This window comes from Streptomyces sp. PL-29 (assembly GCF_058344425.1).
Map to the genome: position 1 here is coordinate 1,136,615 of NZ_CP136996.1, position 15,024 is coordinate 1,151,638.

Below are 15,024 nucleotides of genomic sequence, written 5' to 3' on the forward strand. Positions count from 1 at the left end.
GGCGCCTGCGACTCTGCCTCCCATGGAAGCGGTGCTGGCGCGGATGCGCGCCCTGGAGGAGCGGCTCCCGCCGCGGGACGGTGTCGCCGTCTTCAACCGGGTCTACCTGACGGTGACGGAGGCCCTGCACCATCGGATCGAGCACGGGGGTTTCCCGGCGCCGCGGCGCGCGGCGACCCTCAGCGTGCGGTTCGCGGAGCGGTACCTGGCGGCGGTGGAGGCGGACCGGGCTCCGGCCTGCTGGCGCCCGTTGCTGCAGTACCGCCGCCACCCAGGGATCCGGCCGCTCCAACACGCGCTGGCCGGGATCAACGCCCACATCGGTCACGACCTGGCGCTCGCGGTGGTCGCCACCTGCGGTGAGCTGGACTGCGAACCGCGGGCCCTGGAGGCGGACTTCGACCGGGTCGGCGACACGCTGGTCTCGCTGGAGGAGCACATCCGCGAGGACCTGATGCCGGGTCCGGACCTGCTGGAGATCGCCGATCCGCTGACCCACCTGGTCGGCTCGTGGAGCCTGGAGCGGGCCCGCGCCGGTGCCTGGTCCGCGGCGCGGCTGCTGTGGACGCTGCGCCGCGCGCCTGACCTGGCCGAGGAGTTCGCGGACTCCTTGGACGCATGCGTGGGCCTGGTCGGCCGCTGCCTGCTGACTCCCCGCGGCTGAAGGGAGGGGCCCGGCCCCGTGGACAAGCGCGGGCTCCGCTCGGGGCCCGGTACGGGAACGGACCGCCGGCCCGCGTGGTGACGGCGCGGGGCGACGGCCCGTGGATCGCGGGACCGGGAGGGGGTCAGTCCTCCGGGAGTTCGACCGGGGCGATCTCGTCGTAGACGTCGCCGGGGCCCGGGTTGGTGGAGTCCGTGGACCCGCCGAGGTGGTGCATGACGCCCCAGACCGCGTTCAGGGCCGTCTGGACCGCGCCCTCGGCCCAGCCCGCCGTCCAGGAGATGTCGTCGCCCGCGAGGAAGATGCCGCGCTTGTCCTCGGGGAGGCGGTCCTGCATGAAGTGGGTGTACAGGCGGCGCTGGTAGCGGTAGTGGCCGGGGAGGTTGGCCTTGAACGCGCCCATGAAGTAGGGCTCGTCCTCCCAGGAGACGGTGACCGGATTGCCGATGATGTGGCGGCGGATGTCGACCTTGGGGTAGATCTCGCCGAGGGACTTCAGCATGACCTCCATCCGCTCGTTCGCGGACAGCGGCAGCCACTTCAGGCTGTCGTCGCACCAGGTGTACGACAGGCAGATGACGGCGGGCTTGTCGGGGCCGTTGTCCAGCAGGTAGGTGCCGCGGGTCATGCGGTCGGTCAGCGTCATCGACATGACGTCGCGGCCGGTCTCCTCGTCCTTGTCCAGCCAGAACGGCCGGTCGACGGGAACGAACAGCTTGGACGACTCCATGTAGTGGGTGCGCTCGATCGCCGTCCAGTGGTCGATCGGGAACAGCGTGTCGTCGCACTCGATCTTCGACAGGAGCATCCACGACTGGGCCGTGAAGATCGCGGCGCGGTACGTGCGGATGTCTCCGGAGGAGTCCGTGACCGTGATCCGGTTGCCCGCCGTGCGGTGCAGTCGGGTCACCGCCGGGCGCGGGGTGCCGTCGTGGAGGGCGGACAGCGAGGTCCCCTGCGCCCAGTGGACGATCTTCTCGGGCTCGCGCTCCCACAGGCGCAGCGGCAGCTGCTGCGAGCCGCCGACGATGCCGCGGTGGTGGTCGTCGGCCTCGGTGTAGACGACGCGCAGGATTTCGAGGATCGAGTTCGGGAAGTCGGTGTCCCAGCCGCCGGTGCCGAAGCCGACCTGGCCGAAGATCTCGCGCTTGCGGAAGGACTTGAAGGCCTCCGACTTGCACAGGAAGCCGTAGAAGGTCTCGTCGTCGAGCTTCTCGACGAGCTTGGCCCAGATCTCGCGGATGCGCGGGACGTCCCGCTCGCGCATCGCGGTGTTCATGTCGGAGAAGTCGGCGCCCTCGTCGAGGCAGGCGTTCCAGGCCTCGGCGACGTCGCGGTAGATCTGCGGGAGGTCGGCGATGGTCTCGGCGTAGTGGGTCTCGCCCTTGAGGTCGACGACCGTGGAGGGGGTGGCCTCGGCGAGCGGGTTCGGGAAGGGCTCGGTGACCAGGCCGACGAGGTCGATGTAGTGCTGCAGGGCCGTGGAGGAGGGCGGGAAGCGCATGGCGCCCATCTCGGCGGTGAGGCCCTCGGTCTCGGCGCCCTCGAAGCCGACGGTGCGCAGGCGGCCGCCGATCTGGTCGGCCTCGTAGACGACGGGCTTGAGGCCCATCTTCATCAGCTCGTAGGCCGAGACGATGCCGGAGAGTCCGCCGCCGATGACGGCGACCTCGGTGCCGAACTCGGTCGCGGGTATCTGGCCGAGGCCCGCCGGGTGGGCGAGGAAGTCGTCGTAGGCGTACGGGAAGTCCGGACCGAACATGGTGATCGGCGGCTGTCCGTCACTGTGCGGGACGGCGGTGGTGGGCACCGTGGACGTCATGGGGTACGACTCCTTGCGGGGCAGGGCTCGGGGGTGGAGCGGTGGGGGCGGGGTGCGGCGGGATACCGGCGGGGTCAGACGAGCGAGGCGTAGAGCCCGGGCCTGCGGTCGCGCAGGTAGGGGTTGTTCTCGCGCGAGGCGCTGAGCAGCTCGGGGTCGACCTCGCCGAACACCATTTCCTCGCCGCGGCCTGCGCGGGTGCGGGTGGTGCCGTCGGGGCTCGCCAGGCAGCTGAGACCGACGAACTCGAACTCGCCCTCGGGGCCGGTGCGGTTGACGTACGCGACGTACATCTGGTTCTCGAAGGCCCGGACGGGGACGAGGTGCTCGGCGACGAACTGGAAGGGGTGCATCTGGGCGGTCGGCACCAGGAGGAGGTCGGTACCGGCGAGTGCGTGGGCGCGGACGTTCTCGGGGAACTCCACGTCGTAGCAGATCATGATGCCGACGCGGATGCCGCCGAGGTCGGCCTGGACTACGGGGGCGTCGCCGGGGGTGAAGGCGTCCTGCTCGAAGCAGCCGAAGAGGTGGGTCTTGCGGTAGTTCGCCAGGGAGGCGCCGTCGGGGCCGATGAGCTGGGCGGAGTTGTAGACCGTGTCGCCGTCCCGCTCGGGGTAGCCGTAGAGGACCGCGAGTCCGTGGCGGCGGGCGATCTCGCCGATGGCCCGGGCGGAGTCGCCGTCGTGGGCCTCTGCGAGTCCGGGGACGGCGTCGAGGTCGAGCGCGTAGCCGGTCAGGAACATCTCCGGCGCCACCAGCAGCCCGGCCCCCGCCTGTGCGGCGCGCTCGGCGGCCTCGTCGAGCGCCTTGAGGTTCTCGGCGACGTCGCCGAGGACTCCGGAGCTCTGGAGGAGGGCGGTGCGCAGCGGGGGCATGGGCGTACCTCTGTGGCAGGAGGGGTGTGTGCGGTCCTATGAACGGTACGTTTCGCCCTCCCGGCGCAACAAGGCGCCGATGTTGCGCGCTGCTGTGCGATTCGTTGCGCGTTACGGGGCTCTGGCGGCGATTCGTTGCGTCCGGTGGCCGCAGGGGCCGGTCAGTCGGCGGTCCGGCGCAGCAGGAGGGTGGCGAAACCCCAGGTGGCGCGGTATCCGCGGAGCCATGCGGCGCGGTGGCCGTTCGCTGCGTCGAGGGCTTCGGCGCTGTCCGGGTGGTCGGGGTGGTCGAGGGCCCGTGCCGCGCCGGCGGCCCGGTCGAGGGCGGTCCCGGAGACGTCGACGCCGACGCCGTGCACGCCGGGGCGGTCGCGCAGGGCCTGCAGCAGCCACTCGCCGGGGCCGCAGCCGAGGTCGAGGACGCGTTCGGTGCCGCGGGCCACGCGCGGTCCAGGAGCCGGGCCACGGCGGCGTCGCCCAGCGGGGCCGCGATGGGGTGGTGGGTGTGGGCCAGGTGGGAGATCGTTTCTCGGTTCACCCGTACACCGTCCCGGTCCGGGACGCTCCGGGCACCCGGTTTTCCGTCCGGCGGCGCACGAGGCGCGCGGGACGAAGGGGCGGCTACGCGGGGGCGCCCGAGGTGAAGCGGCGCAGCAGCGGGGAGAGGACGAGGACGGACTTCGTGCGCTCGACGAAGGGCTCGCCCGCGATGCGTTCCAGGACCCGCTCGAAGTGCCGCATGTCGGAGGCGAAGATCTGGACGAGGGCGTCCGCGTCGCCGGTGACGGTCGACGCGGACACCACCTCGGGGTACCGCTCCAGTCCTCGCCGGATGTCGTCCGGCGAGGTGTTGTGGCGACAGTAGATCTCGATGAAGCCCTCGGTCTCCCAGCCCATGGCGGCCGGGTCGACGCGGACGGTGAATCCGGTGATGGCGCCTTCGGCGCGCAGCCGGTCCACGCGCCGCTTCACGGCGGGGGCGGAGAGCCCGACCTCGGAGCCGATGTCCGCGTAGGAGCGGCGGGCGTCCTCGGCGAGGGCGTGCACGATGCGTTCGTCGAGATCGTTCAGTCGCACGGGGGGTGAATCACTTCTGTTCAGCGACCTCCGCGGCCGGGGCGGCCACGTCGGCCACGGTGGCCAGGCTGGAGCGGCGCATGCCGTAGAAGAAGTAGATCACGAGCCCGACCGCCATCCAGCCACCGAACACCAACCAGGTGGCCAGCGGCAGCTCGGTCATGAGGTACGCGCAGAAGAGGAAGCCCAGGATCGGGGTGACCGGGAAGAGGGCGACCTTGAAGGTGCGGTTCATCTCGGGGCGGGTGTAGCGCAGGATGACGACCGCCACGTTGACCAGGCCGAAGGCGAAGAGCGTGCCGATGCTGGTGGCGTTGGCCAGTTCACCCAGCGGGATGAAGGCGGCGAGGAGTCCGCAGAAGAGGCAGACGATGATCGTGTTGACCTTCGGGGTGCCGGTCTTCTCGTCGACCTTGGCGAAGGCCTTCGGCATCAGGCCGTCGCGGGACATGGCGAAGAGGATGCGGGTCTGGCCGTAGAGGACGGCGAAGACGACGCTGGCGATGGCGACGACCGCGCCGGCGGCCAGGATGACGCTCCAGAAGGAGTGGCCGGTGACGTCTTCCATGATCTGGGCCAGGGCGGCCTCGCTGCCCTCGAACTCCTGCCACGGCATGGCGCCGACGGCGACCAGGGCGACGAGGCAGTAGATCGCGGTGACGATCAGCAGCGAGAGCATGATCGCGCGGGGCAGGTCCCGCTTCGGGTCCTTGGCCTCCTCGCCAGCCGTGGAGGCCGCGTCGAAGCCGATGTAGGAGAAGAAGAGCATGGAGGCGGCGGTGCTGATGGCGGTGACGCCGAGCGGGGCCAGCGGGGTGTAGTTGCCGGCCTTGATGCCCATGAAGCCGATCACGATGAAGAGGCCCAGCGTGACGATCTTGACGGCGACCATGATCGTGTTGATCCGGGCGCTCTCCTTGGCGCCGCGCAGCAGGAACACCATGCAGAGCAGGACGACGACCAGCGCCGGCATGTTGATGTAGCCGCCCTCGCCCAGCGGAGCGGAGAAGCCCTCGGGGATGGTGACGCCGAGCGTGCCGTCGAGCAGCTCGTTGAGGTACTGGCCCCAGCCGACGGCGACGGCGGCGACCGAGACGCCGTACTCCAGGACCAGGCACCAGCCGCAGACCCAGGCTATGAGCTCGCCCATGGTGGCGTAGGCGTAGGAGTACGAGGAGCCCGAGACGGGGATGGAGCCCGCGAGCTCGGCGTAGGAGAGCGCCGAGAAGAGCGCGGTCAGGCCCGCGACGATGAAGGCGATGAAGACGGCCGGGCCGGCGATCGGGGTGGCTTCGCCGAGGACGACGAAGATGCCCGTGCCCAGGGTCGCGCCGATGCTGATCATGGTCAGCTGCCACATGGTGAGCGAACGCTTGAGCGCGCCGCCTTCGCCCTGGCCGCCTTCGGCGACCAGCAGCTCGACCGGCTTGCGGCGGAGCAGCGGGTTGGCGGGCCTGCGGGGCTCGGAAGCGAGCGGTGGCGCCTGGCCGTGGTCGAGCACGAGGGGACTCCTTGTCACTGCGGATCGGAGAGGTCGGGGATGAGGCGTCGACCGCGACGGTCCGGAGCAGGACAGGGCCCGACGGAGGAAGGGCCTGGCATGGGGGACCGCCGAGCAGGCGATCCGCGCCACTCCACGTACAGCGAGTGAGCCTACGAGCTGAGTGATACCGCCCGTAATGGACCATCCTTGCACATTGGCGCACGATCATTGCGCGGATCGGTCACGGACAGTTGTTTGTTGCGTAGGGATGATCGATCGCTGCGCGGGCCGCCGGAGACCCGCTCCATTGACACTTCGTCAGATTTGTCGCAGCCTGCGGCCCTGAGCCGGACGCGCTCCGCACGATCGGCGCGCCGGTGCCGGTGCCGGTGCCGGCACCGGTGGCCCGAGGCGCGCCGCACACGGCAGCCGTGCCCACCGGGCCCACCGCGGCCACCCGGATCGCATCGGTGCCGCCCGGCGGCGGTGGAAGCAGGCCGCCGCGGGGTACGGGTGAACGCGGTGGCGGCGCGGCCGCCACGTGCTCCCCCGTCCCACCGTTGCCCTCGTACGGGGCGGGGCAGAAGCCCGTGGTGGACGGCGGGGTCGGCGTGGAGTTCCCGTACCCGACGATCGGAGGCGAAGGATGAGCGCACCGGTGCACGACGAGGGGCGGCCGGGACCGCGGCAGGAGCGGGCGGGGCGGCCCGGACGGGCGGTGTGGCCGGACCGGCGACAGGAGGAGCAGCAGCGGGACGACCGGCGGCAGGGCGACCGGTGGCGGGCCGAGCGGCGGGGCGCAGGGCGGGACGAGGTGCCCGGCGGATGGCAGGACCCGCAGCCCTTCCTGCGCGGGATCGCCTGGCTGGACAAGGGCCGTCCGGTGCGCGCCGACCCCGCCGACACGATGCGGCTGCCCTGGGACACCGGCGAGCGGGCCACCCTGCCCATCGGGGTGCGCCTGGAGTTCACCACCGAGACCGCGACGGCGGTCGAGATCCGCTACCGGGCCACCGTGCCCGGCCCCACGGACGCCCTGCGCGACCTCGCTCACGGCTTCGCCCTGTGGGACCGCCACGGGGTGGTCAGCGAGGTGTTCACCGAACCGGCCGCGGAGGCTGTCGTACGCATCGGGCTCGGGGGTGGCGACGGGCCTTTCCACGGTCCCTTCACCATCCACCCGCCCGAGAACCAGTCGCCCGTCGTGCTCGGCCTGCGCGGGATCGGCGGCGCCCTCGCGCCCGCACCGCCCACTCCGCGCTGGGTCGTCCACGGCGACTCCATCACCGAGGGCTGGTGGGCCACCCGCCCTGCCCACGGCTGGCCCTCCGTCGCCGGCCGAGCCCTCGGCTGGGACACCGTCAACCTTGGCTACGCGGGCGCAGCGCGCGGTGAACTCGCCACCGCCGAACAGCTCTCGGGGCTACCGGCGGACGTCCTGACCCTCGCCTTCGGCACCAACTGCTGGTCCCGGGTGCCGTTCTCCGCGCCGCTGCTGTACGAGACCACGCGCGCCTTCCTCGAACTGGTCCGCCAGGGGCACCCGCGGACCCCCCTGCTGCTGGTCTCCCCCGTGCTGCGGCCCGACGCCGAACGCACCCCGAACCGGCTCGGCGCCACCCTGGGCGCGCTGCGCGACGCGATGGAGCGCGCCGCCCACGACCGGATCGCCGCCGGTGACGCCCGGCTCGCCGTCCTCCCCGGCCGTGACCTGCTCGGACCCGAACACCTCGCGGACGGGCTGCACCCCAACGACTCCGGACACCAGGTGCTCGGCCTCGCTGTGGCCACGGCCCTGCGGCGCGCCGGGTTCGGTGCGGGGTGAGTGAAACAGCCCACACCGGACGGGGTGAACAGATCCCGTCCACCAGGGCGTGTCCTGTGCACAGTTGCCGCCGCTGGGGGCGACGGCACAGACAGACACGATGTGGGAGAGATCAACATGGGCATGAAGCGCGCAACCACCTTCGCCGCGGCCGCCGCAGCCGTCGTCCTGGCGGCCAGCGCCTGCGGCCCCTCGGACTACTCGGCCTCGGACTCCACACAGCCCGCCGGCGCCGCCGAGGCCGCCCCGGCGGCGGCCGGCCCGGGCAACCAGCCCGGCGGCCAGCTGGCGGCGTCGGTCACCGAGCAGCTCGGTTCGGTCCTGACCGACAGCGCGGGCCTGACCCTCTACCGGTTCGACAAGGACACCGCGAAGCCCCCGAAGTCCAACTGCGAGGGGGACTGCGCGAAGACCTGGCCGGTGGTCGCGGCCGGTGACGTGACCGCCGCCTCGGGCATGGACCCGTCGCTGCTCGGCGAGGTGGTGCGCAGCGACGGCACGAAGCAGCTGACGGTTGCGGGCTGGCCCGCGTACCGCTTCAACAAGGACGCCAAGCCGGGCGACATCAACGGCCAGGGGGTCGGCGGAGTGTGGTTCGCCTTCGGTCCGGACGGCAAGAAGGCGGCGAAGTCGGCTCCGGCCGAGGCCGCCCCGGACGCCCCCGCCGAGGGTGCTCCCGCCGAGGCCGGCGAGCCGACCCCCGGCCTGTCCGTCGCGAAGGACGCGAAGTTGGGCGAGCACATCGTCGACGGCAAGGGCATGACGGTCTACCGCTTCAAGAAGGACACCGCCTGGCCGATGGTCTCCAACTGCGTCGGTGACTGCCTGGCCAAATGGCCGGTCGTGCCCCCGGTGGACAAGGCCAACGCCAAGGGCATCATCGAGAAGAACTACCGGGTCATGGACCGCCCCGACGGCAAGAAGCAGCAGACCGTCGACTGCTGGCCCGTCTACACCTTCTCCGGCGACAAGAAGCCCGGCGACACCAACGGGCAGGGCGTGGGCGGAACCTGGTACGCGGTCTCCCCCGACGGCAAGCTGATCACCGTCCAGTAGCCGGCCCGATCCCCCCACCACCACGGTCCGCGCGGCCTCTGCCCCACCTCCCCCCGGGCAGGGGCCGCGCACTGTTCACGGCGCTCCGGAGCGGCCCGAACGTGCCCTCCCCGGAGGATGCCGGGGCCCGCGAGCCCGGCCGGACCGGCCGGACCCCCCACTAGACTCGGCCGCATGCTGCGCGTGCTCGCTGTCGACGACGAGAAACCGCTCCTGGAGGAACTCCTCTACCTGCTGCGCTCCGACCCCCGGGTGCGCAGCGCCGAGGGCGCCTCGGACGCCACCGAGGCGCTGCGCCGGGTCACCCGGGCGCTGGAGTCGGGTCATGACGGGCCCGACGGCATCGACGTGGTGTTCCTCGACATCCATATGGCCGGTCTGACCGGGCTGGACATCGCCCGGCTGCTGGCCGGGTTCGCGCACCCGCCGCTGATCGTGTTCGTCACCGCCCACGAAGGTTTCGCCGTGCAGGCCTTCGACCTGAAGGCCGTGGACTACGTGCTCAAGCCGGTGCGCCCGGAGCGGCTGGCCGAGGCCGTACGGCGGGCCTGTGCGCAGCTGGGCCGGGCCGAGGCGGTGCCGACCGCCGCCACGGCACCGGCACCTCCGGAGCCGGCCGAGCCGGCCGTGGTCGCGACAGCCCGGCCTGCTCCGGAGGGCGCCGCCGCCGACCGCGGCCCGGAGCAGATCGCGGTCGAACTGGGCGGCGTCACCCGCTTCGTGGCGATCGCCGACATCGCCTACGTCGAGGCGCAGGGCGACTACGCCCGCCTGCACACCGACGGGGGCAGCCATCTGGTGCGGATCCCGCTGTCCACGCTGGAGGAGCGCTGGGCGGCGCGCGGGTTCGTGCGGATCCACCGCCGCCACCTGGTGGCGCTGGCCCGGATCGACGAGCTCCGGCTGGACTCGGGCACGACCACGGTCCGGGTCGGGTCGGCGGACCTCCAGGTGAGCCGCAGGCATGCGCGGGAGCTGCGGGACCTGCTGATGCGGCACGCGACCGGTTGAATCCGGTCGCCGCGGCCCGCCGTCGCCCACCGTACGCCCCTGCCGGGCTTGTTCGCGGCGACCGCCGGGCGCGCGCGGATGCCGTTCACCGCACCGGGAGGGGCGTACGGCGATCCGCGGGAGCCGCCTGCCGCAGCGGTGGTGTGAACGGCCCGCCGATGCCGTCGCCGCTGCGTATCGTGGATCTTCCCGGCCCGGGAGGAGCGAGATGTCCGAGGTCCAGGCGCTGGTCGACGCCCTGAGCGGGCTGCCGCGGAGGCGGCCGGCGGGGCCCGCCGAGGCCGAGGCGCTGCTCGCCCTGCTGCGCAGTGCGGCCGCCCGCTGGGCAGACATCCTGTACGAGGCGGGTGAGGGCGTCCGCGATCAGGTCCCGCCGCGTGCGGAGGCGGCGCTGACGCTGGCCTTCCGGCGCGCGGAGGAGTCGTACGTGGAGCTGGAGATCGCACTGCGGGACTGCGCCGGGCATCGTGACCCGGCCATCTGACGGCGGCGGACCGGGAGGGTCCGAATCGTGTCTGTCGCCCGGTCGGGGGCCTGCGTAGACTCCGGTCACCCCGCCTCCCGTCCGAAGGACCGCTCTGGTGAACCAGACGTACGCGCTGACCGCGGTCGGTGTCGTCGTCCTGGTCACCCTGCTGCTCGGCGCGCTGGGCCTGCGGATATCCCGGACCACGTCCGACTTCTACGTGGCCTCGCGCACGGTGGGGCCGCGGCTGAACGCGGCGGCGATCAGCGGGGAGTACCTCTCCGCGGCGTCCTTCCTCGGGGTGGCCGGGCTGGTGCTGCTGCAGGGCCCCGGGATGCTCTGGTATCCGGTCGGCTACACGGCCGGATACGTGGTGCTGCTGGCACTGGTGGCCGCCCCGCTGCGGCGGTCCGGCGCCTACACGCTGCCCGACTTCGCCGAGGCGCGGCTGGAATCCCGGGCGGTGCGCCGGATCGCGGTGCTGTTCGTGGTCGGGGTCGGCTGGCTGTACCTGCTGCCGCAGTTGCAGGGGGCCGGGCTGACCTTGGAGATCCTCACCGGGGCTCCGCACTGGGCCGGCGGGCTGGTCGTGTCCTGTGTGGTGAGCGTGGCTGTGGCCGCCGGCGGGATGCGCAGCATCACCTTCGTGCAAGCCTTCCAGTACTGGCTCAAGCTGACCGCCCTGCTGGTGCCTGCGTTCTTCCTGCTCGGCGCGTGGGCCGGGGACGGTGCGCCGCGGGCCACCTTCGACGCGCCGGCGGTCTTCCGCCAGGCCACGTCGGTGACGCTCGCGCAGGACGTGCGACTGTCGGTGCGGGAGCCGCTGGCGGTGACGGTGACCGGGCAGGTGGACGGCCGCAGCCATGTGTCGGTACCGCTGGTGCTGGCCGCCGGTGAACATTCCGTACGGGCTCACGCGCGGCTGGAGTTCGCCGCGGACACACCGGTCCCGGACGCCCGGGCGGAGCCGGGGGCGGGGGTGGGCACGTGGTCGGAGCCGCCGTCCGGGGAGCTGCGGGAGTACCGGCTGTACGCCACGTACGGACTGATCCTGGCGACGTTCCTCGGGACGATGGGCTTGCCGCACGTGGCGGTCCGCTTCTACACGAGCCCCAACGGGCGGGCGGCGCGGCGCACCACGCTGGTGGTGCTGGGGCTGGTCGGTGCCTTCTACCTGCTGCCGCCGGTGTACGGGGCGCTGGGCCGGATCTACGCCCCCGAGCTGGCGCTGACGGGTGACGCGGACGCCGCGGTGCTGGTGCTCCCGGAGCGGATGCTGGGCGGTGTGCTGGGCGAGTTGCTGGGGGCCCTGCTGGCCGGGGGTGCCTTTGCGGCGTTCCTGTCGACGGCCTCGGGCCTGACCGTGGCGGTGGCCGGGGTACTGCACCAGGACGTGCTGCCGAGGTGCGGGGCGCACGGTTTCCGGTGGGCGGCGCTGGTGGCGATCGGGGTGCCGCTGGGCGGGAGCATGGCGGCCACCCAGGTGCCGGTGGCGGACGCGGTGGGCCTGGCGTTCGCCGTGTCGGCCTCGTCGTTCTGCCCGCTGCTGGTGCTGGGCATCTGGTGGCGCGGACTGACCCCGCCGGGTGCGGTGGCCGGGCTGGTCACCGGTGGCGGGGCCGCGCTGAGCGCAGTGCTGGCGACACGGACCGGGCTGGCTCCGGCGGGCTGGGCGCACACGATGCTGGCCTGGCCGGCGGCATGGTCGGTACCGCTCGGGTTCCTGACGATGGTGGCGGTGTCGCTGGCCACCCGGTCCCGGATACCGGCGGGGACGGCGGCGATCCTGACCCGGCTGCACCTGCCGGAGGTCGTGGCGGGGAGCCGTGCGGGGGGCCTGCGGTGACCGGGGTGGGACAGGCACTGCTCGCCGTGCTGGTGGTGGCGGGTGCGGCGGTGATGCTGGGGCTCGGCTGGGCGGCGGGCCGCTGGCACGCGCGGCGCGGGGAGCGCCTGGCGGGTCTGGACCTGGGCACTCCGGTGGAGCGGGCCACCTTCCACACGCTGCACACGGCTTCGCTGGCCGCTCCCCCGCTGCGCGCCGGACTGACCGAGGATGCGGCGCGCAAGGCGGCCCGGCGGCTGCGGTCGCTGCTGGGGACGGAGGCGCTGTGCCTGACGGACCGGGAGGCGGTCCTGGCGTGGGACGGCCCGGGTGCCGACCACCACGAGCGGCGGGCGATGGCGCGGGTGGCGGTGATGCTGGAGTCGGGGCGCAGCCAGAGCGTGCGGACGGACTGCCTGCGGCCGGACTGTCCGCTGAAGTGGGCGGTGTTCGCCCCGCTGACCGGCGAGGACGGGGTGCTGGGGGCGCTGGTGGCGTACGGGTCGCGGGAGTCGGCGGTGTTGGTACGGGCCGCGACGGAGGTGGCGCGGTGGGTGTCGGTGCAGCTGGAGCTGTCCGAGCTGGACCGTTCGCGGACCCGGCTGATGGAGGCGGAGATCAAGGCACTGCGGGCGCAGATCTCCCCGCATTTCATCTTCAACTCGCTGGCGGCGATCGCCTCGTTCGTGCGGACCGATCCGGAGCGGGCGCGGGAGCTGCTGCTGGAGTTCGCGGACTTCACGCGTTACTCCTTCCGCCGGCACGGCGAATTCACCACGCTGGCCGATGAGTTGCGTTCCATCCAGCAGTACCTGGCGCTGGCCGGGGCCCGGTTCGGTGACCGGCTGAAGGTGACCTTGCAGGTGGCGCCCGAGGTGCTGCCGGTGGCCCTGCCGTTCCTGTGTCTGCAGCCGCTGGTGGAGAACGCCGTCAAACACGGGCTGGAGGACTCGACCAAGGAGTGCCGGATCACGATCACGGCACAGGACACGGGTCCCGACGCCGTGATCACCGTCGAGGACAACGGGGTGGGGATGGATCCGGCCCTGTTGCGCCGGATCCTGGCCGGGGAGCGCGGGGGTTCCTCGTCGGGGGTGGGACTGCCCAATGTCGACGAGCGGATCCGGCAGGTGTACGGGGACGCGTACGGTCCGGTGATGGAGACGGGGGTCGGCGCCGGCATGAAGGTGACCGTGCGCATCCCCAAATACCACGCGGGCGTGCACAGTTCTCCGTCGGGGCGGGTCCTGCCGCCGCGGTGCTGAAGGCCCGCGGCCTCGGGTCCGTCCGTGCCGGACGGACCCGAGGCCGCGGGAGCGGGGGCACGGGGCCCCTGCCGCCGGGTCCTCTATCGCCGGGTTCAGCTCCAGCTGGCGTGCAGCGGCTTGCCCTCGGCGTAGCCGGCTGCGGACTGGATGCCGACCACGGCCTTCTCCTCGAACTCCGCGAGGGATCCGGCACCGGCGTAGGTGCAGGAGGAGCGGACGCCGGCGATGATCGAGTCGATCAGGTCCTCGACGCCCGGACGGGCCGGGTCGAGGAACATGCGCGAGGTGGAGATGCCCTCCTCGAACAGGCCCTTGCGGGCGCGGTCGTAGGCCGACTCCTCGCTGGTGCGGTTCTGCACGGCGCGGGCGGAGGCCATGCCGAAGGACTCCTTGTAGAGGCGGCCCTCGGCGGACTGCTGGAGGTCGCCCGGGGACTCGTACGTGCCCGCGAACCAGGAACCGATCATGACGTTGGAGGCGCCGGCGGCCAGCGCCATCGCCACGTCGCGCGGGTGACGGACACCGCCGTCGGCCCAGACGTGCTTGCCGTACTTCCTGGCCTCGGCCGCGCACTCCAGCACGGCGGAGAACTGCGGGCGGCCCACGCCGGTCATCATGCGGGTGGTGCACATGGCGCCGGGGCCCACACCGACCTTGATGATGTCCGCGCCGGCCTCGATGAGGTCCTTGACGCCCTCGGCGGCGACGATGTTGCCGGCCACGATCGGGACCTGCGGGTCCAGCGCGCGGACGGCCTTGATCGCATTGATCATCGACTCCTGGTGACCGTGCGCCGTGTCGATGACGAGCGTGTCCACGCCCGCGTCGAGCAGCTGCTTGGCCTTGGCCGCGAAGTCGCCGTTGATGCCGACGGCGGCTGCGATGCGGAGCTTGCCGTCGGCGTCGGTGGCCGGGGTGTAGAGGGTCGCGCGCAGGGCACCCTTGCGGGTGAGGATGCCGACGAGCCTGCCGTCCTGGTCGACGGCCGGGGCCAGCTTGCGGTGGCCCGCGTCCAGCTTGTTGAAGGCCTCGCGGGGATCGATGTCGGCGTCGATGAGCAACAGCTCCTTCGACATGACCTCGGAGAGCTGGGTGAAGCGGTCGACGCCGGTCAGGTCGTGCTCGGTGACGACGCCGACCGGGCGCCCCTCGCCGTCGACGACGACTCCGGCACCGTGGGCGCGCTTGGGCAGCAGGGACAGTGCGTCCGCGACGGTCTGGGTGGGCGTCAGCGTGATCGGGGTGTCGAGCACGAGGTGGCGGGTCTTCACCCAGGAGATGACGTCGGTGACGACCTCGATCGGGATGTCCTGGGGGATGACGACGATGCCGCCGCGGCGGGCGACGGTTTCGGCCATCCGGCGGCCGGCGATCGCGGTCATGTTCGCCACGACAAGGGGAATGGTGGTGCCGGTCCCGTCGGGCGAGGAGAGGTCGACGCCCTGGCGGGAACCGACCGCGGAGCGGCTCGGCACCATGAACACATCGTCGTACGTCAGGTCGTACGGCGGCTTCAGGTCATTGAGGAAACGCACGTGCTGAACATCCCAGTCCATCGGAGGTGCCTCGACAGGGTGCAGCCGAGGAAACGCACGTACTTCATTCTCCCACGACCTGGCGTTCACACCGCCCGGGCCGATCGTCCAAGGCGT

13 protein-coding genes are annotated in these 15,024 nt (G+C 72.3%); 7 read left to right on the forward strand and 6 right to left on the reverse strand.

The annotated features are described in order from the left end of the window. Nucleotides 1-22 precede the first annotated feature (22 nt). Nucleotides 23-664, forward strand: coding sequence for a DUF5995 family protein (locus tag R4Z63_RS05130; RefSeq protein ID WP_037926243.1), 642 nt, complete (start codon nucleotides 23-25; stop codon nucleotides 662-664). Between the two features lie 124 nt (nucleotides 665-788). Here the strand turns inward: R4Z63_RS05130 and R4Z63_RS05135 are convergent, their stop codons facing one another. The 5 genes from R4Z63_RS05135 to R4Z63_RS05155 form a co-directional block, all read right to left on the reverse strand. Further along, nucleotides 789-2,486 (reverse strand): flavin monoamine oxidase family protein, encoded by a 1,698-nt coding sequence (locus tag R4Z63_RS05135; protein ID WP_384449328.1) that lies wholly within the window; start codon nucleotides 2,484-2,486, stop codon nucleotides 789-791. A 74-nt stretch (nucleotides 2,487-2,560) separates the two neighbouring features. After that, nucleotides 2,561-3,361, reverse strand: coding sequence for a carbon-nitrogen hydrolase family protein (locus R4Z63_RS05140; RefSeq protein ID WP_384449325.1), 801 nt, complete (start codon nucleotides 3,359-3,361; stop codon nucleotides 2,561-2,563). Nucleotides 3,362-3,522: 161 nt separating this feature from the next. Continuing rightward, complete coding sequence (locus tag R4Z63_RS05145) at nucleotides 3,523-3,804, reverse strand: methyltransferase domain-containing protein (protein WP_384449322.1); 282 nt, start codon at nucleotides 3,802-3,804, stop codon at nucleotides 3,523-3,525. 178 nt (nucleotides 3,805-3,982) lie between these two features. Next, a complete protein-coding gene (locus R4Z63_RS05150) occupies nucleotides 3,983-4,438 on the reverse strand; it encodes an Lrp/AsnC family transcriptional regulator (protein ID WP_030027017.1) in 456 nt (151 codons plus the stop codon). A 10-nt stretch (nucleotides 4,439-4,448) separates the two neighbouring features. After that, nucleotides 4,449-5,939 (reverse strand): amino acid permease, encoded by a 1,491-nt coding sequence (locus R4Z63_RS05155; RefSeq protein ID WP_037926232.1) that lies wholly within the window; start codon nucleotides 5,937-5,939, stop codon nucleotides 4,449-4,451. A 628-nt stretch (nucleotides 5,940-6,567) separates the two neighbouring features. On the opposite strand from R4Z63_RS05155, the gene R4Z63_RS05160 reads away from it, so the two are divergent. The 6 genes from R4Z63_RS05160 (at nucleotide 6,568) to R4Z63_RS05185 (ending at nucleotide 13,369) form a co-directional block, all read left to right on the forward strand. After that, nucleotides 6,568-7,746: a GDSL-type esterase/lipase family protein gene (locus R4Z63_RS05160; protein WP_384449317.1), complete on the forward strand. Its 1,179-nt coding sequence runs from the start codon at nucleotides 6,568-6,570 to the stop codon at nucleotides 7,744-7,746. A gap of 117 nt (nucleotides 7,747-7,863) precedes the next feature. Beyond that, nucleotides 7,864-8,802, forward strand: a complete 939-nt coding sequence (locus R4Z63_RS05165) for an SCO0930 family lipoprotein (RefSeq protein WP_384449312.1) — start codon at nucleotides 7,864-7,866, stop codon at nucleotides 8,800-8,802. Between the two features lie 174 nt (nucleotides 8,803-8,976). After that, nucleotides 8,977-9,813 carry a LytR/AlgR family response regulator transcription factor gene (locus R4Z63_RS05170; protein WP_037926229.1) on the forward strand — a complete coding sequence of 279 codons (837 nt, stop codon included), beginning with the start codon at nucleotides 8,977-8,979 and terminating at the stop codon, nucleotides 9,811-9,813. Nucleotides 9,814-10,021: 208 nt separating this feature from the next. After that, the gene (locus R4Z63_RS05175; protein ID WP_037926226.1) at nucleotides 10,022-10,297 is read left to right on the forward strand and encodes a hypothetical protein; all 276 of its coding nucleotides are present in this window, start codon (nucleotides 10,022-10,024) and stop codon (nucleotides 10,295-10,297) included. Nucleotides 10,298-10,394: 97 nt separating this feature from the next. Next, entirely contained in the window at nucleotides 10,395-12,125 is a 1,731-nt protein-coding gene (locus R4Z63_RS05180) for a sodium/solute symporter (protein ID WP_037926224.1), read from the forward strand. Continuing rightward, entirely contained in the window at nucleotides 12,122-13,369 is a 1,248-nt protein-coding gene (locus tag R4Z63_RS05185; RefSeq protein WP_037926222.1) for a histidine kinase, read from the forward strand. Before R4Z63_RS05180 ends, R4Z63_RS05185 begins: the two co-directional genes overlap by 4 nt. A 95-nt stretch (nucleotides 13,370-13,464) precedes the next feature. Here R4Z63_RS05185 and R4Z63_RS05190 read toward each other — a convergent pair whose 3' ends face one another. Continuing rightward, complete coding sequence (locus R4Z63_RS05190) at nucleotides 13,465-14,928, reverse strand: GuaB1 family IMP dehydrogenase-related protein (RefSeq protein ID WP_037926220.1); 1,464 nt, start codon at nucleotides 14,926-14,928, stop codon at nucleotides 13,465-13,467. Nucleotides 14,929-15,024: the final 96 nt, after the last annotated feature.